12 protein-coding genes and 2 pseudogenes are annotated in these 20248 nt (G+C 41.9%); 7 read left to right on the forward strand and 7 right to left on the reverse strand.

The features are described 5' to 3' along the window. The first annotated feature begins 11 nt into the window (after positions 1 to 11). The 3 genes from Q4591_RS07990 (at position 12) to Q4591_RS08000 (ending at position 7285) form a co-directional block, all read left to right on the forward strand. Entirely contained in the window at positions 12 to 3281 is a 3270-nt protein-coding gene (locus Q4591_RS07990) for an efflux RND transporter permease subunit (RefSeq protein ID WP_102532156.1), read from the forward strand. Further along, entirely contained in the window at positions 3278 to 6358 is a 3081-nt protein-coding gene (locus Q4591_RS07995) for an efflux RND transporter permease subunit (RefSeq protein ID WP_303460395.1), read from the forward strand. The genes Q4591_RS07990 and Q4591_RS07995 overlap by 4 nt, the downstream gene beginning before the upstream one ends. 63 nt (positions 6359 to 6421) lie before the next feature. Then, the gene (locus tag Q4591_RS08000) at positions 6422 to 7285 is read left to right on the forward strand and encodes an MBL fold metallo-hydrolase (RefSeq protein ID WP_076537435.1); all 864 of its coding nucleotides are present in this window, start codon (positions 6422 to 6424) and stop codon (positions 7283 to 7285) included. A 121-nt stretch (positions 7286 to 7406) separates the two neighbouring features. Here Q4591_RS08000 and Q4591_RS08005 read toward each other — a convergent pair whose 3' ends face one another. The 4 genes from Q4591_RS08005 to Q4591_RS08020 are packed head-to-tail and all read right to left on the reverse strand — an operon-like array spanning position 7407 to position 12897. Beyond that, positions 7407 to 7580 (reverse strand): Trm112 family protein, encoded by a 174-nt coding sequence (locus Q4591_RS08005; protein ID WP_076537432.1) that lies wholly within the window; start codon positions 7578 to 7580, stop codon positions 7407 to 7409. Further along, positions 7567 to 8574 carry a tetraacyldisaccharide 4'-kinase gene (gene lpxK / locus Q4591_RS08010; RefSeq protein ID WP_102476206.1) on the reverse strand — a complete coding sequence of 336 codons (1008 nt, stop codon included), beginning with the start codon at positions 8572 to 8574 and terminating at the stop codon, positions 7567 to 7569. Before lpxK ends, Q4591_RS08005 begins: the two co-directional genes overlap by 14 nt. Continuing rightward, the gene (gene msbA / locus Q4591_RS08015; RefSeq protein ID WP_102519644.1) at positions 8575 to 10374 is read right to left on the reverse strand and encodes a lipid A export permease/ATP-binding protein MsbA; all 1800 of its coding nucleotides are present in this window, start codon (positions 10372 to 10374) and stop codon (positions 8575 to 8577) included. Positions 10375 to 10413: 39 nt separating this feature from the next. Further along, complete coding sequence (locus Q4591_RS08020) at positions 10414 to 12897, reverse strand: DNA internalization-related competence protein ComEC/Rec2 (protein WP_303460400.1); 2484 nt, start codon at positions 12895 to 12897, stop codon at positions 10414 to 10416. Positions 12898 to 12925: 28 nt separating this feature from the next. Between Q4591_RS08020 and Q4591_RS08025 the strand changes: the two genes are divergently transcribed. Continuing rightward, positions 12926 to 13429: a DUF2062 domain-containing protein gene (locus Q4591_RS08025; RefSeq protein WP_102438323.1), complete on the forward strand. Its 504-nt coding sequence runs from the start codon at positions 12926 to 12928 to the stop codon at positions 13427 to 13429. Positions 13430 to 13585: 156 nt separating this feature from the next. Here Q4591_RS08025 and Q4591_RS08030 read toward each other — a convergent pair whose 3' ends face one another. Together Q4591_RS08030 and Q4591_RS08035 are read right to left on the reverse strand one after the other, a co-directional pair. Further along, complete coding sequence (locus Q4591_RS08030) at positions 13586 to 14131, reverse strand: GNAT family N-acetyltransferase (RefSeq protein ID WP_303460403.1); 546 nt, start codon at positions 14129 to 14131, stop codon at positions 13586 to 13588. A gap of 84 nt (positions 14132 to 14215) precedes the next feature. Next, positions 14216 to 15121: a LysR family transcriptional regulator gene (locus Q4591_RS08035; protein ID WP_303460406.1), complete on the reverse strand. Its 906-nt coding sequence runs from the start codon at positions 15119 to 15121 to the stop codon at positions 14216 to 14218. 123 nt (positions 15122 to 15244) lie between these two features. Here Q4591_RS08035 and Q4591_RS08040 point away from each other — a divergent pair, with 123 nt between their 5' ends. The 3 genes and pseudogenes from Q4591_RS08040 to gltS all read left to right on the forward strand — a co-directional run bounded on the left by Q4591_RS08040 (position 15245) and on the right by gltS (position 19376). Then, the gene (locus tag Q4591_RS08040) at positions 15245 to 16243 is read left to right on the forward strand and encodes an NADP-dependent oxidoreductase (protein ID WP_076537421.1); all 999 of its coding nucleotides are present in this window, start codon (positions 15245 to 15247) and stop codon (positions 16241 to 16243) included. Between the two features lie 240 nt (positions 16244 to 16483). Beyond that, positions 16484 to 17516, forward strand: a pseudogene (locus tag Q4591_RS08045) (IS110 family transposase). A 603-nt stretch (positions 17517 to 18119) separates the two neighbouring features. Further along, positions 18120 to 19376, forward strand: coding sequence for a sodium/glutamate symporter (gene gltS / locus Q4591_RS08050; protein WP_076537419.1), 1257 nt, complete (start codon positions 18120 to 18122; stop codon positions 19374 to 19376). 500 nt (positions 19377 to 19876) lie between these two features. Here the strand turns inward: gltS and Q4591_RS08055 are convergent. Further along, positions 19877 to 20248 (reverse strand): annotated as a pseudogene (locus Q4591_RS08055) (transposase); the annotation flags it as partial.

The following is a 20248-nucleotide window of genomic DNA, read 5'->3' on the forward strand; positions in this document are numbered from 1 at the left end:
ATGCGCCTACTATGTCGATAATTAATACTTCGGTAAAACGTCCTGTGTCAGTGTGGATGTTTATGCTGGCAATCATGCTATTTGGTATGGTCGGATTTACCCGCCTTGCGGTAAAACTGTTACCCGATCTTAGTTACCCAAGCGTCACAGTAAGAACCGCCTATGATGGCGCTGCACCTGTTGAAGTTGAACAGTTAATCTCAAAGCCCATTGAAGAAGCCGTCGGTGTAGTTAAAGGGCTGCGTAAAATTAGCTCTATTTCACGCTCAGGTTTATCAGATGTGGTGCTTGAGTTTGAATGGGGCACCAACATGGATATGGCCAGTTTAGAAGTGCGTGAAAAAATTGATACCATCGAACTGCCACTGGATATCAATAAACCATTATTGCTGCGTTTTAATCCAAACTTAGATCCAATTATGCGTGTGGCGCTGTCAGTACCTGATGCCAGTGAAACACAGCTCAAAAGTATGCGTACTTTTGCAGAAGAAGAACTAAAAAGACGCCTAGAAGCACTATCTGGTGTCGCCGCAGTGAGATTATCTGGCGGCTTAGAGCAAGAAGTTCATATCCTGCTAAATCAACAAAAGCTGCAGCAACTAAACCTTAATGCAGACGATATTAAGCGCCGTATTAATGAAGAAAACATCAATTTATCTGCGGGTAAAGTGATCCAAGGTGACAAAGAGTATTTAGTTCGCACCCTAAACCAATTTAATAACCTAGATGAGTTAAGAAATGTCATTGTCTATCGTGATAGTCAAACCTTAATTCGACTTGCTGAAGTTGCCGATATTGTTGACGGTTATAAAGAGCGCAGTGATATCACTCGTATTGGACAGGTAGAGTCTATTGAACTGGCAATATATAAAGAAGGTGATGCCAATACCGTATCGGTCGCCAAAAGGCTCAGTGCTGAGCTTGATGAGATTAACAGTGAAGCTGCAGATAATCAGTTAAAGGTTATTTATGACCAATCTGAGTTTATCCAAAGTGCAGTCAGTGAAGTAACCGCCGCCGCGCTGTTTGGCAGCTTGCTTGCTATGTTAGTTATCTACTTATTTTTACGTGACATTATTGCTACCTTAATTATTTCTATTTCCATTCCATTTTCAGTTATTGCTACTTTTAACATGATGTACTTTGCCGATATCAGTCTCAATATTATGTCTTTAGGCGGTATTGCACTGGCCATAGGCTTATTGGTTGATAATGCCATTGTGGTGCTGGAAAATATTGACCGCTATAAAGCGCAAGGGCTTAAAAAAGTTGCTGCAGCGCTTAAAGGCAGTAAAGAAGTGGCAGGGGCAATCTTTGCCTCAACCTTAACCACCTTAGCGGTATTTGTCCCCTTAGTTTTTGTTGATGGTATCGCAGGGGCATTATTTTCAGATCAAGCATTAACGGTAACTTTTGCTTTATTAGCGTCTTTATTTGTTGCACTAACGGCAATACCAATGCTGGCATCAAGACAGGGTTTTAAACAATTACCCATCGAAAATGAGCCGGAAGTAAAAGCCCTGCCAACCACTAAAAAAGCTAAAGCTGTGCATTATCTTAAATTCGTGTTTGGTTTCCCATTTAAGCTATTACTCAGCTATCTACCTAATGCACTATTAAACCTCATTATCATTTCAGCTCGATTCATTTCTTGGGCATTGTCATTAGTGATGCGTCCATTAAGTGCTGCATTTAACTTTGGCTACCGTTTTGTTGAAAGCATTTATCACCGGGTATTAGCTCATGCGATGACGCATAAAGCTTTGACTGTCATTATCGCAATCATGCTAACTGTTGGTGCTGGCAGCTTATTCCCAAGACTGGGTGTAGAGCTAATTCCACCAATGAATCAAGGTGAATTCTATGTTGAGATCTTACTGCCACCTGGCACCGCGGTACAAAAAACTGATGCTGTATTAGAGCAACTAGCTTACTCCATTAGTGGTCGAGAAGAAGTAAAACACACCTTTAGCCAAGCAGGCAGTGGCGGCTTAATGACATCTGATACCGCCCGAGGCGGCGAAAACTGGGGGCGGTTACAGGTAGTACTGGCAGATCCTCAAGAGTTTAATGCTGTAGCCAATGACTTAAGGGCCACAGCAAGGCGTATTCCAGCCCTTGATGCCACTATTGATCACCCTGAGCTATTTAGTTTTAAAACCCCATTAGAGATCGAGTTATCAGGTTATGACTTACAGCAACTAAAGCACAGTGGCGAACAGTTGGTATCTGCTTTATCAGAGTCAGCCCGCTTTAGTGATATCAATACCTCACTTCGTGATGGTCAACCTGAGATCAGTATTAGATTTGATCATGCCCGGCTTGCGTCATTAAATTTAGAAGCGCCCACCGTTGCTAATCGTATTGCTCAACGTGTTGGCGGTACCATTGCCAGCCAATATACGGTTCGTGATCGTAAAGTAGATATTTTGGTGCGCAGTGAATTGGACGAGCGAAATAATATCTCAGATATTAACTCATTAATTATTAATCCAAACAGTAAGCACCCAATCCCATTAAGCGCAGTTGCTGATGTGTCTCTGCAAGTGGGCCCCTCTGCCATTAATCGTGTCAGCCAACAACGGGTTGCGATAGTGTCAGCTAACTTAAGTTATGGTGATTTAAGTGAAGCTGTAAAAGAAGCGCAGCAAATTTTAAATCAGCAACAGCTCCCCTCTTCTATCCAAGCGCGCTTTGGCGGCCAAAATGAAGAAATGGAACATTCATTTAAGTCTTTAAAAATCGCCTTGGTATTAGCGGTATTTTTAGTCTACTTGGTGATGGCGAGTCAGTTTGAATCCTTATTACATCCATTACTTATTCTGTTTGCTGTGCCTATGGCCGTTGGCGGCAGTATTATTGGCTTGTTTATTACTGGTACCCATATCAGCGTAGTCGTGTTTATCGGCTTAATTATGCTGGCAGGTATTGTGGTCAATAATGCCATTGTATTGGTTGATAGAATTAACCAACTGCGTAAAGAAGGTCATGATAAAGAAGTCGCTATAAGCACTGCAGCTAAATCTCGATTACGCCCAATAATGATGACCACCATGACCACCACCTTAGGCTTGTTGCCAATGGCAATAGGTGTCGGTGATGGTAGTGAAATCCGTGCGCCGATGGCAATAACGGTGATCTTTGGTCTTGGCTTATCTACCATGCTGACCTTATTGGTTATTCCTGCCCTATACGGTTTATTTGATAAAAAAAACTATCAACAAACCGCAATTAATCAAACCAAAAGCACTGAGTCTTTAGATTTGGAGACTCAATCATGAACCTAACAAAACTAGCCATTAAAAGGCCTGTCACCACCAGTATGTTCTTTTTGGCCATCTTACTATTTGGTTTAGCCTCTAGTCGATTATTGCCATTAGAAATGTTTCCCGGCATTGATATTCCGCAAATTCAGGTTAACGTGCCCTATAAAGGCTCTACCCCTGCAGAAGTGGAACGAGAGATAACCCGCGTATTAGAAGAGTCGCTAGCCACCATGAGTGGTATTGAAGAGGTCCGCTCAAACTCTTCTCAAGATGGTGCTAACATTCAGCTAAATATGAAATGGGGCGAAGATGTCGCCACAAAAAGCTTAGAAACACGGGAAAAAATTGATTCGGTAAGACACCTGCTGCCTAAAGATGTGGAACGGGTTTTCATTCAGCAATTTTCTACCGCTGATATGCCCGTGTTAACGATTCGAATCTCCAGTGAACGTGAGTTATCAAATGCTTTTGATCTGTTAGACAAACAACTTCGCAAGCCGCTTGAGCGTATTGAAGGGGTCTCAAAAGTCACCTTGTATGGGGTTGATCAAAAGCAAATTGAAATAAGACTAGATGCCGACAAACTTGCTGCATCTGGCATTAATCCAGCTCAGTTGCAGCAACGTTTACAACAAGAAAACTTTGTCATTAGTGCTGGCACACTTAGAAATAATAATCAGGTGTTTCAGGTATCGCCCAAGGGAGAGTTTTTATCACTTGAAGATATCAAGGCAGTAAAGCTTAATAGCACCACTTCTGTTGGTGATATTGCCTCAGTCAAATTTACCCTCCCTGAAGCCTTTGAAGGGCGTCATTTAGACCAAAAATACGCTGTTGGTTTAGATGTGTTTAAAGAATCGGGCTCAAATTTAGTCGATGTATCTGAACGAGTGTTAGCCGTTATTGAAAAAACGAAACAAGATCAGCAATTTCAAGGCATCAAGTTATTCGTCATGGAAGATCAAGCTTATGGAGTTAAGTCATCACTGCAGGATTTATTGTTATCTGGCTTACTTGGTGCGCTGCTTTCTTTTGGGGTATTGTATTTATTTTTACGTAATTTAAAGATGACGTTAGTGGTCGTGTCATCGGTGCCAATTTCCCTTTGTATGACATTAGCTGGGATGTATTTTCTTGGTTACAGCTTAAATATTCTGTCGATGATGGGATTATTACTGGCTGTAGGCATGTTAATTGATAACGCCGTCGTGGTGACCGAAAGCGTGTTACAACAAAAGCAAAAAATTGCGTTATCAGATGATGGCGCTGCAACTGAAATAACAACAGCGGCCAATGAAAAAGCGGTACTTACTGGGGTAGAGAAAGTCGCCCTAGCCGTCTTGGCGGGCACATTAACCACAGCTATCGTGTTTTTACCTAACATTGTCGGGGTTAAGGTCGAGCTAACGATTTTCCTTGAGCATGTGGCCATTGCGATTTGCATTTCGTTAGCGGCATCATTACTGGTTGCTAAAACCTTAATCCCATTAATGCTTACTAAGTTTGATTTTCATATTGAGACCGAAGCTAAAGTCTCTAAGTTACAGCAGCTTTATCAACGCAGCCTAACCTGGGTACTAGCTCACTCAAAGCTATCAGGGGTTATTGCAGTGGTCATTTTAGTCTCTACCGCATTACCCTTAAGTTTAGTAAAACAAGATCAATCAGAAGGCGAAGGCAAAGATCGCCTCTACATTAATTATCAATTAGAAGGTCGCCACAATTTAAAAGTCACTGAAGCGATGATCAATCAAATGGAAGATTATCTTTATGCCAATAAAGAGGCCTTTATGATTGATTCTGTTTACAGTTATTACTCAGCAGACAATATTCAAACCACGCTACTACTGCAAAAAGATATTGAAACGCCAATGTCTGAATTGAAAGAAACCATACGTGAAGGTTTCCCTAAATATGCCGCAGCCAAGCCACAATTTGGTTGGGGCAATGAAAACTCAGGCTTAAGAGTCACCTTAACCGGTCGCTCGACCTCAGAGTTAATTCGCTTAAGTGAACAAGTCGTACCTCTGCTTAGCGCCATTGAAGGGCTTGAAGATGTGCGCTCTGAAGTCAGTTCTGCTCAGCAAGAAGTGGTGATTACAATCGATCGTGAAATGGCGGCAAGATTAGATTTAAAACTTAACGAAATCGCCTCTCACATTTCCATGGCGCTACGCGGTGCACCGCTTCGTTCTTATAGGCATGATCCTAATGGCGAATTACGCATTGAGCTCGCCTATGATAAAAGCTGGCAGCGATCATTAGAGCAGCTAAAACAATTACCGATCATTCGTAAAGGTGAGCGCCTATATAGCTTAGATAATCTCGCCAATATTAAGATACAGCCCCGCTTTGATACCATACGCCACTTTAATCGCCAAACTGCGCTGTCGATTGGCGCAAACGTGAATGACATTACCACTGAAGAAGCCCAAGAGCAGATTGAAAAGGTAATGGCCAATGTCAACTTCCCTTATGGATATGACTACTCGCTACGTGGCGGGTTTGAGCGTCAAGATGAAGAGCAATCCGTCATGGCAGTAAATATGATTTTGGCATTAATCATGATTTATATTGTGATGGCTGCCTTATTTGAATCACTGTTATTACCAACCGCCATTATCAGTTCAATCTTGTTCTCTATCACTGGGGTATTTTGGGCACTGTGGATTTCAGCAACACCTATGTCGGTAATGGCAATGATAGGGATCCTTATCTTAATGGGTATCGTAGTAAACAATGGCATTGTTTTGGTTGACCAAATAAATCAAAAAACGCCTAAATTAACCGATTTATCTGAATCTATCTTAGCCATCTGTATTACCCGTTTACGCCCGGTATTGATGACGGTTGCTACCACAGTGTTAGGCTTAGTGCCTTTAGCAATGGGCGACACTCAAATTGGCGGCGGAGGACCACCTTATTCGCCAATGGCAATCGCCATTATTGGCGGACTGTCGTTCTCAACTGTTACCAGTTTGTACTTGGTGCCGCTTTGTTATCAGGCGCTTTATCGCATACGTTATCAGTCATCGATAAAATTAGCTTCTGCTGACAAACGAGCCAAAAAGCTGCTACCTTGGACAGTGTAATCAGGATGCAAGCAAGCGCAACATTAAGCGATTAATGAGGCGCTTTACATTAAAGGACGACAAATGAAGCATAAAATTAAAACAAGTTTACTGGCATTATCACTAATAACATCTAGCGCTGTGGCTGATGATGACCGCTTCAAAGATGTACAAATTAGCTCAACACAACTCAGTGACACTGCTTATATGTTTGTGGGATCTGGCGGTAATATTGGCGTGTCAGCCGGCAGTGATGGCATATTGATAATCGATGATCAATTTGCGCCGCTGGCGAACAAAATTAGCCAATCATTAAATAAAATCCAGCCCGGCAGCCCCAAGTATGTCATCAATACCCACTATCATGGGGATCATACTGGGGGTAATGCCCACTTTGGTGAGCAAGCGATTATTTTTGCCCATGACAATGTACTAACTCGGCTCAGCGCCGATAAAGATACGCCAAAATCTGCACTACCTGTTGTCACCTACGCGACTGATATATCAATTCATTTTAACAAGGATACTTTGGTGGTGAAGCACCTCGGGCCTGGCCATACTGACGGGGATAGTGTTGTGATGTGGAAAAATGCCAACATTGTGCACATGGGGGATTTGTTTTTTAAAGACCGTTTTCCATATATTGATTTAAAGGGCGGCGGATCTGTACTTGGCTATCGTGACAATGTCGCTAAATTACTCGCATCAATGGATAATGACACCCAAGTGATCCCAGGTCATGGTGCACTTGCTAATAAAGATGATCTCATGAAATTTAAGCATATGCTGGATCATTCCATTAATTGGATGAACAAGAATATCCAAGAAGGCCACTCGTTAGCCAATATTCAAGCGAAAGGAATGCATAAGAAATGGAAAAATTGGAGCTGGAATTTCATATCCGAAGAAAAATGGATTGATACTCTTTATCAAGGACTGAAAAAATAGCGTAAAACTTTCCTATATTGGCTGCTAACACTGTATTTATCAGCGCAATATAGTGATGCAAACTAGGATATAAACAGCCATAAAAAAGCGCCATTAAGGCGCTTTTTCGATAACAATCAAATTACGACTCGATTGGCTCAGCTCTATTTTCCAGCAACACTGGAATACCTTCAGTAATTGGGTAAGCTAATTTATCTGCTTTACAAATCAATTGGTCGGCTTCTTTATCGAATTCTAATTTACCCTTACAAACAGGGCAAGCCACAATCTCAAGTAATTTTTTATCGAACGCCATGGAGGTTTCCTTGTTTATCTTTTATGACTTGGTTAAGTCTATTCAAAAAAGCGGTATCAAATTCAGTATTAAGCTTCGCATTTACAGGCAAATACCACCAGTTATCTTGTGCAAAATCGCGACATTTAACCGCATCTTTCTCGGTCATGATCAATGGATGCTGCTTTGAGAGCTGTTTCAGTTCATTTTCATCAAATGCTTGATGATCTTCAAAAGCTTTAGTCTCAGCAAGGCTAAACCCTTGCAATGATAAGCTGTCAAAAAAACGTTGAGGGTTACCAATACCTGCCATTGCAATAGCAGCTTGTGGTTGCCATTGCTGAGTTGAATTGGGTTTTACAGGCTTAAGGGCTGCTGGCGTTAAACTCATCGCGACTTCATTGCCTTGCACTACACCGCCATTATTTAATACCCAATCAATGCTATTTAAACGCCATAAACCTTCACGTAACGGGCCTGCAGGTATTAAACATTGATTACCATAACGGCGCTGACCATCAACAATATTGATCTCAATATCACGTGCAAGCGCGTAATGCTGTAAGCCATCATCACTAATAATCACATCTACATTGGTTTCACTCAGTAACTGTTTTGCAGCGTCAATGCGTTTCGCCCCGACCACCATAGGAACTTGTGTTCGAGCCACAATCATTGCTGGTTCATCACCCACATCTGCGGCGTTATCGGTTGCTTTGACGGTTTTTACCCCATCAATATTGACACCATAACCACGACTGATCACCCCAGGGGTGAAGCCTTGCTGACGTAATAAGTTAATCAAGTAAATAACCGTTGGGGTTTTACCACTGCCACCAGCGGTAATATTGCCAACAATCACCACAGGGACATCCAATACTTGCGCTTGTTTAAAACCAAGTTTAAATGCCCAGCGCCTGACACTGGATATCAACCCAAATAGTGCACTCAGTGGTAATAATAACCACTTAGCGCGGTGTCCTTGGTACCAAATTTTATTGACTAACGCCTGCATTTAACTACCAAATTGCATTTGATATAAGTTAGCGTACATGCCCTCTTTTGCCACTAAGTCGCTGTGAGTACCACGCTCAACTACTTGGCCTTGATCGATAACTAAAATCTCATCAGCACTTTCAATGGTTGATAAACGGTGGGCAATCACAATCGAGGTACGATTATGGCGCAAGTTATCAAGACCTTGCTGAATCGCTTTTTCTGATTCAGTATCAAGGGCTGATGTTGCTTCATCTAATATTAATACTGGCGCGTCACGCAACATCGCCCGAGCGATAGCAATACGTTGACGTTGGCCACCCGACAGCAATACGCCATTCTCACCCACCTGAGTATCTAACCCCTCAGGTAAATTTTCGATAAATTCCATCGCATGAGCTAGGGTTGCAGCTTGTAAAATTTGTTCGCGAGTGGCTTCACCTGGATAAGCATAAGCAATGTTATTAGCTATAGTGTCGTTAAATAAAGTAACTTGTTGTGATACTAACGCCACCTGATTACGTAATGACTTTAATTTGTAATCATAAATATCAACGTCGTCTAAGGTAATTTGCCCTTCTGACACGCCGGTATAGAAACGGGTGATTAAGCTGGCAATGGTTGATTTACCCGAACCACTGCGTCCAACAAGGGCAATGGTTTTACCCTGCTTCACTTCAAAATCAACATGAGTTAAGGCTGGTTTTTCTTGCTCAGGATAACTAAAGGTAACGTTATTGAATTTTAAATTACCTTTAACGCGCTGAGTTTCAAATTCACCCGTATCGGCTTCAGGTGCTGTATCTAGCAGCTCAAAAACTGTGGTACATGCGGCAATACCACGTTGAAATTCAGCATTCACACGGGTTAAATTTTTAATCGGCTGAAGCATTGCCATCATCGCGCCCAAAATGGCCGCAAATGTGCCTGCGGTTAAATCGGCTTTCAAGCTTGGGAATGTGGCGGCGTACAATACAAACGCTAACGCAAATGAACCGATGATCATAATAACCGGTTGACTAACGGCTTGAGCTACAGCAAGTTTCATATTTTGCTTGCGGTTACCCTCATTAACTTTTTGAAAGCGCTCGACTTCAGTCTTTTGTCCACCAAACGCCAACACATTCTTATGACCTTTAATCATTTGCTCAGTGGTTGCGGTGACATTGCCCATGGCTGCTTGGATGCGTTTAGAGACTTTTCTGAAACGCTTACTCACAACGCTAATCACTATCCCCATTAATGGGCCAATGACTAGGATGCACATGGAAAGTTTCCAAGAATAGATGAACATGATAGCTAACATACCAATGACGGTAATAGAGTCACGTACAATAGAGATTAACGCACTGCCTGATGCACGGGCAATTTGTTCGGTATCAAAGGTCACTCGAGAAATGAGGTTACCACTATTTTCGCGATCGATATAGCTTACAGGCAAACGCAAATAATGCTCAAACACTTGCTGACGCATATCCATGATTAATCTCGAGCTCATGTAAGATACACAATAAGTCGACACGAAATTGGCTAAGCCACGTAGGGTAAACATTCCAATAACCACTAGCGGTGCCATGATCATAATATTGTTATTGGAATTAAAGCCGCCGTGACTCGGCACTTCTACGCCCGCGACCACTGACGGAGTTTGACTAAAGCCTTCGTCAATAAATGGTTTGATGAAGTAAATGAATGCAGCGTCAACCAAGCCGTAGGTCAATAATGCCAATACAGCTAACAGAAACATCCCTTTCATTGGGACAAGATAAGTTAGAAGGCGCTTAAAGACGCTCGACATTTCGTTATTAGTTGTTGTCATTGATTACATTAATACTCGAATTGCTAACAAAGGCGTATTCTACTCTGGTTTAACTTGGACACCAAATCTAAACAAGTTGTTATACCAAAATGGCTCAATAACTGTACGATACGGTCGAATTTTATAACTTTGACGTTTAAAATCTATACTAAGCTGGCCTGTTTCGCCACTGACAAGCGTGGTAACACCATGGGTTTTATAGCGCTCAACAACGTCATGTTTAGGAAAACCATACTGATTAGCAAAACCCGCAGTAAAAATTGCCTCGCTGGGATTAACGGCCGCAATAAACTCTGCAGACGATGAAGTACGACTGCCATGATGTGGCACAAGTAGGATATCAGCATCCAGTAAAGAGCCGCTTTGTATCAGCCGCTGTTCAGTTTGTTTCTCAATATCACCGGCCAGTAAAACACTCTTATTGCCATCATCAATATGCACAACACAAGACTGGTTATTATCACTTTTTGCTGCCATGTTACTGGTTAAAGTAATGGCTAAATTAAACCAATTAAATGTTCTCTCATCACATTGCTGCAGCTTTTGGGTATCATCGACTAGCTGTTGTCCAAGCAAAACCTCAGGTGTCATATCAGCTTGTCGATATTTATCGATGTTGCTAATCATTGTCACCTTATTAAAGTGTTTAACCAGCTCATCTACCCCACCAGCATGGTCATTATCGTCATGGCTGATAATTAAATAATCAAGCTCAGTCACACCTTTGGCCATTAATGTCGGAATCACCACTCTTTGGGCGTAACTAAAACTGTCACCATAGGCTGCGCCAGTATCGTAAAGTATACCTTTATGGCCTTGTTGTAATAACACCGCCATGCCCTGACCCACATCTAATACATGCATTTGCCACAAAAGGTTAGTCACCATGGGTTGAGCATTGGTTTTGGTAACGTCATACATCTGAAACATAAAAGGCAGCGCCATTAATCCAAAGCATACTCGCCAATGTATGTCGCTGGCCCACTTAAATAGAAACAGACCAACAGCAAGTAACAGTAAACTTACAGTCAGCGCATCAGAAAGGTGAAATTGGGCTAAGGGTAATTGCTCACTTAGGCTTAGCAGATAATAAAATGGAATCAGACTGTGATCAGCAAGCCACAATAATGCGTTAATCAAAGTGTCGCTCATAACCGCGGGCACAGGTAACAACATAAAGACACTGTTAAAGCCTAAAGCCACTATGCATAAAGGTATTACAACTACACTAAACCAAGGCACCATCAAAAAGTTAATCCAAATACTGTGGATTGACACACTACCAAATAATAGTGCTTGCACGAGTCCAAGACCGATAAATAGTCGCCATTGAATCGCCCAGAAACTGCTAAAAAAATGCATCAGATTCGACTTAAGCTGACTTAAACGGCGTAAGCCTCGCGCCATTAATCTATCATCTTGCAGATCTTCATTATCAACTGACAAGCTAGCACTACTCAGTTGCCGGGCGTTTATCTCAGCAGTCGATTTAACCCCAAGGTAGTCAATGGTAAATAATATGATTGCCAATGCGCTAAAGCTAAGCCAAAAACCAGCACTTAAACTGGCAAAAGGGTCAAATACCAACACCGCAAATAACGCCCATATCAAGCGCTGCCAAGTCGAGGCGTGTTGTCTAAATACGGTTAGCAACACAATCATTAACAGCATCATCAATGCCCGCTGAGTGGATATAGCCATCCCAGCTAAATAACCATAACCTGCAGCAACCATTGCTGCCATTAATACCGCCAAGATGAGATTACGCCGAGAGGATGTTGCCATGAAATTTAACAATAACAGCCTAAATAAACTCCAGCTAAGACCAAACACTACAGATAAATGTAACCCTGAAATCGCAACTAAATGACCTGTGCCCGTTGATCTTAACGCCTGCCATTGCTCGGTAGAAATGTCAGTTTTATCGCCAAACAACAACGCATTAATGATGGGATAATGGCTTAAATGTTGTAATTTCGGTTTGAAATCACTAATTACTCTTTGCCTTAAAGACAATTTATAATCGATAAGCTGTGACTGTTTAACACTGCCTTTTGCGACAATGTGTTGGCTTAATAAATATTTTTGTTGATTAAAACCACCTTGGTTAATCGGGCTGGTAATGGGCTTCATTCTGGCGTCAAACGCCCATACCTGCCCAACTTTTACCTCAGGCGCTTGTTGCCAATTAAGTCTATAGTATCGCTTGTAAAGCGAATGTTGCGCTGATAGTAAAACAACATTAAAGCTTATCCAGTCGCTGTTTTTGCTAACTAGTGATACTATCTGTGCCTTAAATTGTTTTCTGACTGGATGTTCAGCTTCTTGATGTGAAAATAATGAATAAAAACAAATGGAAACCCAAAAGACACCTAAAAGGCAGCCACTGATGAATGGCCACCTCTTTAACGTGAGTACCCCAATAACAAACATTAAAACCGCTAGCGATATTGGAAATAAACTTGGCAATAAATTGCTAAATAGGACGCTAGCGCAAAATCCATAAACAAATCGATTTATCATCGGTTAATTAAAGACAGTAATCGCATATATGCCAAAAAAATTATTACAAAAATTTATGCCGAAGCCTGAGACTTTACGTAACAATAAATATTTACGTATTTTTGGTGGTTTGCTGGATAAACCAAATTTATGGACCCTCAACCGAAAATCGGCTCCGGGGTCCTTTGCGGTGGGCTTATTTGTCGCTTGGTTACCATTTCCTTTTCAAATGGTTATTGCTGCAGGCATGGCGATATTTTTTAACGTCAATATCCCATTGGCAGTGGCATTAGTTTGGATAACAAACCCGTTTACCATGCCATTTATGTTTTATGCTGCCTATATTTTAGGAGCAAAAATTCTTGGCCATAACACTGCTCATTTCAATTTTGAAGCCAGCTGGCAATGGGTTGAAAGCTCTATCAGTACCGTAGGGCCGCCATTTTTACTGGGTTGCATTATACTCGGTGCAATATTTGCCTTTATCGGTTTCTTTGTGATTAAGAGCTTATGGAAGTACTCGATTTTATTTAAATGGAAAAAAAGAAACTAATCACACAACTGTTCGCCCTAGTGAGTAAAATCGAATTACCAATAAAAAAGTCAGCTTTGTGCTGACTTTTTGCTTTTAAAGCTCAGGTTTAGATTTGAGTTATCGACCACACTCTACCGATAGCGACAACAATAACGATTGTGATAAATACCGTTATTAAGACTGCTGAAAATACTCCTGTTGCAACAGTGCAAAGCCGCACTCATCGCTCCACTTCCCTTTAAAAAATATATTCTTTAAGTAATGGGCCTCTTTTCGAAATCCAAGCCTTTCTAGTAACGCTATTGATGCTAGGTTCTCGGCATCAGTTATCGCCGTTATGCGATGTTTGTTTAAGCTGACAAACAAATAATCAATCACTGCTGCCAGTGCTTCAGTAGCAAAACCTTGCTGCTGATACTCTCTCGCTATGGTAAAACCAAGCTCCATCTGCATATCGTCGACAAAATGCACTGCTACATCGCCTACTAGCTGTTGGCTTTTATCGACAATAGCTAGCTGAAACCAGTTACCAGCAACACCAAACAAACCATAATCCATACTGGTAAACAGCGCCTTGGCATCTTCGAGCTGATAATCATCCCAGCTTTGATATTGCGCAATCACAGGATCGGCTCGATAAGCTACAAATGCTTCTAAATCATCGGCTTGAAAAGCGCGGAGCGTCAGCCTTGTGGTTACTATTGTTGGTGTTGCAATCATTACTAATGATACTCTTGATGTAGACACTGTCATAACAGCCAATATTTAAACATGCTAGCTGCTTTTAATATTACATAAACTAAGTTATTTAGCGTGTTTAATCCTAGCCACTAAAAAATCTACCGCCGCTTTGACCTTAGGGACATGATAGCGCTGCTTTTGATAAATAAGATATACCCCGAAATCATCACTTTGACTGGCTGATAATGGCGGCTCAAACTGTAATTCAGTCAGCTGATTAGATTCAAAAAATGGTGCTAGCACCCAGCGCGGCATCATCACTATGCCTTGATGTTGCAGCGCTTTATCGATTAACCACTCACCAGCATTACTGATCGCCTCAACAGGGGCTGATACATCATGCCACTGGCCATTAATTTTACTTAGCCACGGCACGCGGCCTTTTGGCGAGCGATAATATAAGCCTTTATGTTGTTTAAGCTCATTTGGGTGTAAAGGTACGCCATAGTCCGCTAGATACTGCTGGGTCGCTGCTGGTACAAACTGGTTGTCCATTAACCTTATCGCCACTACGCGATCATTAGGGGCATAACCACCACGAATGGCAATATCCACATCATCACGTCCAACAGACGACAGTTCATCGCTGAGCTCAATATCTAAAATCACTTTGGGATATAACCTTGAGAACTCATCCATCAATGGCAACAGCTTTTCACGACCAAAGCCAACCATGGCACTAATGCGCAATTTCCCCATAGGTTCAGTTTGATAACTTCTCACCGCCTCATTGCTTTGTTCAAGCTGATTTAGCAAGCTTGATACTTGCTGATAATATTCTCGGCCAATCTCAGTCAAACTGACGGCGCGGGTTGAACGCTTTAATAACGTCGCCCCAAGGGAGTTTTCAAGATCTGCAACCCGTCTTGATAATGATGATGCCGGCACTGAAAAAGCCTTAGCCGCTTGGGTAAAGCTGCCTAACTCCACCACTTTCACAAAATATTTAAGCGCCCGTAATTGATCCATCAAAGCCTCATTATTGTTTTTAAAGCAATAAAGTATCGCTTTTTAGCTACTATATCTTATCAAAAAGAAAAGCAATAATGCATTCAATAGCAAAATTGATAAAAATAAAGACAAGGAACAACAATGAGCACATTTACCGCCATCAACTTAGTAAAGCGTCCACAAGGTGGCCCAATCACCGCTGATATTTTTGAAGTGGTACAAAAGCCAATGCCAACCGTGAACCCAGGCGAGATTTTAGTAAAACAAAATCATATGTCATTAGACCCTGCCATGTTTGGTTGGATGCAACCTGATACTGACAGCTATATTCCGCCAGTGAACTTAGGTGAAGTAATGCGCAGTAGCGGTGTCGGTGAAGTCGTTGAAAGCCATCACCCCGATTTTAAAGTTGGCGATCGCGTGATGGGCATGATGGGCTGGCAAGAATATTTTCACAGTAATGGTCAAGGCTTAAACAAAGTTGATGCGCCATTACCAGACGAAGCAATACTGTCTGTATTTGCGCTACCGGGATTAACCGCCACTCAAGGCCTATTTAATGTCGGTAAGCCCAAAGCTGGCGAAACCATTATTGTTACCGGCGCTGCGGGGTCTGTTGGCTCAATTGTTGGTCAACTTGCTAAAGCAGATGGCCTAACGGTTATTGGGGTAGTTGGTAGTGATGAAAAAGCAGATTGGATTGTCAATGAACTTGGTTTTGATTCAGCCATTAACTACAAAACCGATGATCTTGAAGCCAAACTTGCACAATGTGCCCCAAATGGCATCGACTTATTCTTTGAAAATACCGCAGGCCCAATCCAAAGCCTAATTATCGATAAAATGAACCCACATGGCCGTGTCATGGTTTGTGGTTTAATTGCTGACTACAGCAGCCAAACACCAGCACCTGGCCCTAGCTGGATGAACATTTTAAAAAGACGCCTCACGATTCAAGGCTTCACAATGCCAGATCACTTTGGTGAAGTGCCAAGCTTATTGGCTAAGCTCACCCCTTATGTACTGCAAGGTAAAATCAAACACCGCGCCCATGTACTTAATGGCTTAGAGTCATCAATTGACGGATTGAACTTATTCTTCTCTGGTGCCAACAAAGGCAAATTGATGGTTAAGCTTTAATAGGCTTCAGTGCCAACGCTGACAAGCGTTAGGGTTAAAGCAACAAAAAGGTATTAATGCAGTGGCATTAATACCTTTTTATTTTGTCATCTTCTCCTAATTCCACCGAGAATTACTGCACCTACCTCAGCGTAAAATACAATAGCCAATTAAAATGGGTGATGAGATGGACGCTCCCTATTCCGGCGTCAATGCGCCAAACTGATGTTGAACCATTCAGTTACATAAGGAGCGTCCACTATGAAAGTTACCACTATTGCTATCGATTTGGCAAAAAATGTCTTCAACGTTCTCGGCATGGATGTACACGCTAAACAGCTTTTTAATAAACGACTTAACCGTATTCAACTTGTCGAGTTCATGCAGCTTCAACCGCCTTGTGATGTGACATTTGAAGCTTGTTATTCTGCACATTACTGGGGAAGAAAATTCAACAGTATGGGGCTTCACGTCAAACTCATACCCCCACAGCATGTGACTCCTTTTGTCCGTGGCAATAAAAACGACAAAAATGATGTCATGGCTATTTTTGAAGCCAGTTTGAGACCCCATATTCGTTTTGTCCCTGTAAAAACAGAAGAGCAACAGGAAGTATTAATGCTTCATCGAGTCAGAGAGCGCTTAGTTCGACAAAGAACCGCCTGTACAAGTCAAATTCGTGGCGTATTAGTTGATTTTGGCATCTGCTTCCCTCAAGGCTATAGCGCGTTTGAGCTGGCAATGTGGGACATTATGAATGATGACCATCAACGCCCGTTAATTAAGCTGATGGCGAATGATTTCTGGGACGAGTATCAAGTATTGACCAAACGTCTGAAACAAATTAACTCACTGATAGAACAACTTGCCATGCAAGATCCTAATGGCAGTATTTTACTCAGCATTCCAGCTGTAGGACCTATTATCGCTTCCGCTTTTGCGGCTTCAATCGGCTCAGGTCAAACCTTTAATAGCCCAAAAGAACTGGCTGTCTGGTTGGGGTTAACCCCAAAACAATTTGCTTCAGGTACTAAAAGCGTCCATTCAGGAATAACCAAGCGAGGTGACGGCTATCTGCGTAAGCAACTGATACACGGCGCAAGAACCGTCGTTAGCCACGCAAGCAAAAAACAAGATGACTTAAGCATGTGGATAAACCAGCTTAGGACTCGAAAAACCATGTGTTGTACTGTGGTGGCTACAGCCCATCGCTTAGCAAGGTTGATGTGGATATTACCGCAAAAACAAAACCCCGTATCAGCCTCAGTATGGTGCCTATCATGTTGCATGTTAAAACCGTTGTCGCTATCTTGCACAGCTCGGTCTGGCCAAGGGTATTTAACCCGAGTGGGTGATATGAGTGGCGAGATAGCACATTCATAACTCACCAGGGTTGTTGTAAACGATGAAGTAATGGCTCAGTCCAACCAATGTAAGCCAGAAAAGGCCAAGGATGAACTTAATCCGAATGGGTGTTTCACAATTAAACGGCGCAGTGGTACGGAATTCATTAGGGGCACAGCTACACTGTTAAGCCCGTATATATGGCAGTACAACCACTTTAAGCGGTACATGAGTGACATCAATAACAACAGCAAGTGTGAATAGTTTAGAAGAAAACCAAGGTCAAAAGCCTTCGGTAGGCAGACTATTGTCTTGACTCACCGGGAGCGTCCATATATGGCCATGTTATTGTTAACACAATCACAAAATAAGCCCGCAATGCATTATCAACCATACAAGTGTAAAGCTCAGTGTATGCAGAGGAATATGCATAACTCGTCACTGTTACTCCTTTGCCCTTTTAGCCAGACAATCTAGAATACAGTAACCCGATTGGGCTAACTCAGTAAAATTGAGTACAATCGACCTTTTTTTGACAAGGATAAACTCTCCAATGGAACCAAATGTAATTCATGAAGCAGCTAAGCAACTGGTCCCAGTTCAAGCCTTTCTGGCTTTTACTTTGGCTATCACTGCTTTATTTATGGGGAAATTCATCATTTCCAAAAGTGCTGTATTGCAAAAGTATAGTATTCCAGAGCCAGTCGTTGGCGGCTTTTTCTGCGCCAGTATCGTCGGTATTTTGTATTACGCCTTTAATATCCAAGTTCAATTTGAACTAGACGTGGCCGATATACTATTGCTCTACTTTTTTGCGGGGATTGGCCTAAAAGCCGACTTTGCCACCCTTATCAAGGGGGGGAAACCTTTATTAGTACTATTGCTGCTTGCCGGTTTATACATTTTTTTGCAAAACCTGTTAGGCATCAGTGTTGCCACGCTATTTGGCTTTGACCCCAAGGCGGGTTTAATGTCTGGCTCAATTTCACTCACTGGGGGAGTTGGCACCGCAATGGCGTGGGGCCCAACCTTTGTTAACGATTTGGGTATTGCCAATGCCTTAGAGCTAGGACTTGCGTCCAATACCTTAGGCTTAATTGCAGCGTGTTCGGTTGGCGGTCCCATTGCTGCTTATTTAATGAAACGCCATAAACTAACCGGTAACCATGATAGCGAACTGGATATAGGTACCACTCACAAAGACGGTGACAAAGGGCTACAAGTTGATTACTTTGGTGTTTTAAGGGCTTGGTTATTCTTAAATTTATCCCTTATCGGGGGGCATTTCATCAATGCAGCCTTAACCGATTTAGGTTTAAAATTACCCATGTTTGTGGCCTGCTTGTTAGCCGGTATCCTTATTGGGAACAGCTTAAAGATTTACGTATTACGAAAGAACAGTACTAAATTATTAAATAATGTACGTGATGGTGAAAAAGGCCTGACATTAATTCAAGATATTTGTTTAGGCATGTTCTTAACCATGGCCTTAATGGGCTTAAAGGTATGGGAGCTAGAAGGCAGCTTCTTCTACATCCTCGTGATCATTGGTCTACAAGTACTGATGTCGGTGCTTTACACGATTTTTGTGGTGTTTCGAGCCATGGGTAAAGATTACGAAGCTGCGGTGATTTGTGCCGGATTTGGGGGGGTGACATTAGGCTCCACGGCAACAGCCATCGTGAACATGACGGCTGTAACCCAACAACACGGCGCCGCCCATCGGGCCTTTATTATTTTACCGCTGGTCTGTGGTTTCTTTATCGATATCGTAAATGCCTTGTGGATTAACTTTTTTGCCTACTACTAATCATCAGCTAACACACATTTCTCTGATTTAACTTCACGGCCTTGTTCACTGCAAGGCCGTTTCTTTATTTCTAAACGCCAGCCAAGCCAGTCAACAACACGCAAGTGAGTTGCTAAAATCTAATTAATTAAAAAGCCACCCATTGTTAATTAAAATGTTAATTAAAAAGCCACCCATTATTTAGAAGTTATAACATAACGCCTTTCGATTTGAGTTGCTAACACCTACATTCATTAACTGATGTGATTATTCCAGCCAAAAGACTAAATACTTCATCATTAATCACCAAAAATTAATTAACAAAGCCACCCATTATTTTGAAGTTATAACATATCGCCTTTCGTTTTGAGTTGCCAACACCTACATTCATTTACTGATGGACGATCCCTGTCAAAGGACTGAATATTTCATCATTAATCGCCAAAATTAACTCATAAACTAAATTCAATCCAGCAGAAAAAAGTGGGAAATGCTTTTATTTGAAATGAAGAAATGATGTATTAAGCGCACAACCAGCGCTGACAGTTAGCTGCGCCTTGTCGTCGTTTTAGGTCTAAATGCTCACAATAGTCTGTTAATGCAGGTAATGCCCCCACCGCACCTTTAAATAAAGCGCCAAACTCAGTGGTGATTTTTAACCAGTTTTCAGCAGGAATGTTCAGCCTATTAAGAATGTCCTGGCTACTCGCGCTGATGGCGCCACGTTTATCATCACGAATAATTCGCCCAGTATCTTCAACCAGCACGATGTAATCTTTTACGCTATACATTAATCCCTTAGGCATGTTCAATCTCTCATTACCTACAAAGGGAAGCAACGCTTTTGGTTGCTCACCGTTTATAGCAGAATTAATGCGACGTTGAATACTGGT

The sequence above is a fragment of the Shewanella sp. 3_MG-2023 genome (assembly GCF_030548765.1).
GTDB lineage: Bacteria > Pseudomonadota > Gammaproteobacteria > Enterobacterales > Shewanellaceae > Shewanella.

Coding starts and splice junctions, on each gene's coding strand:
- Q4591_RS07990 (WP_102532156.1), top strand. CDS start 12: ATGTCGATAATTAATACTTCGGTAAAACGTCCTGTGTCAGTGTGGATG.
- Q4591_RS07995 (WP_303460395.1), top strand. CDS start 3,278: ATGAACCTAACAAAACTAGCCATTAAAAGGCCTGTCACCACCAGTATG.
- Q4591_RS08000 (WP_076537435.1), top strand. CDS start 6,422: ATGAAGCATAAAATTAAAACAAGTTTACTGGCATTATCACTAATAACA.
- Q4591_RS08005 (WP_076537432.1), bottom strand. CDS start 7,580: ATGGCGTTCGATAAAAAATTACTTGAGATTGTGGCTTGCCCTGTTTGT.
- lpxK (WP_102476206.1), bottom strand. CDS start 8,574: ATGCAGGCGTTAGTCAATAAAATTTGGTACCAAGGACACCGCGCTAAG.
- msbA (WP_102519644.1), bottom strand. CDS start 10,374: ATGACAACAACTAATAACGAAATGTCGAGCGTCTTTAAGCGCCTTCTA.
- Q4591_RS08020 (WP_303460400.1), bottom strand. CDS start 12,897: ATGATAAATCGATTTGTTTATGGATTTTGCGCTAGCGTCCTATTTAGC.
- Q4591_RS08025 (WP_102438323.1), top strand. CDS start 12,926: ATGCCAAAAAAATTATTACAAAAATTTATGCCGAAGCCTGAGACTTTA.
- Q4591_RS08030 (WP_303460403.1), bottom strand. CDS start 14,131: ATGATTGCAACACCAACAATAGTAACCACAAGGCTGACGCTCCGCGCT.
- Q4591_RS08035 (WP_303460406.1), bottom strand. CDS start 15,121: ATGGATCAATTACGGGCGCTTAAATATTTTGTGAAAGTGGTGGAGTTA.
- Q4591_RS08040 (WP_076537421.1), top strand. CDS start 15,245: ATGAGCACATTTACCGCCATCAACTTAGTAAAGCGTCCACAAGGTGGC.
- gltS (WP_076537419.1), top strand. CDS start 18,120: ATGGAACCAAATGTAATTCATGAAGCAGCTAAGCAACTGGTCCCAGTT.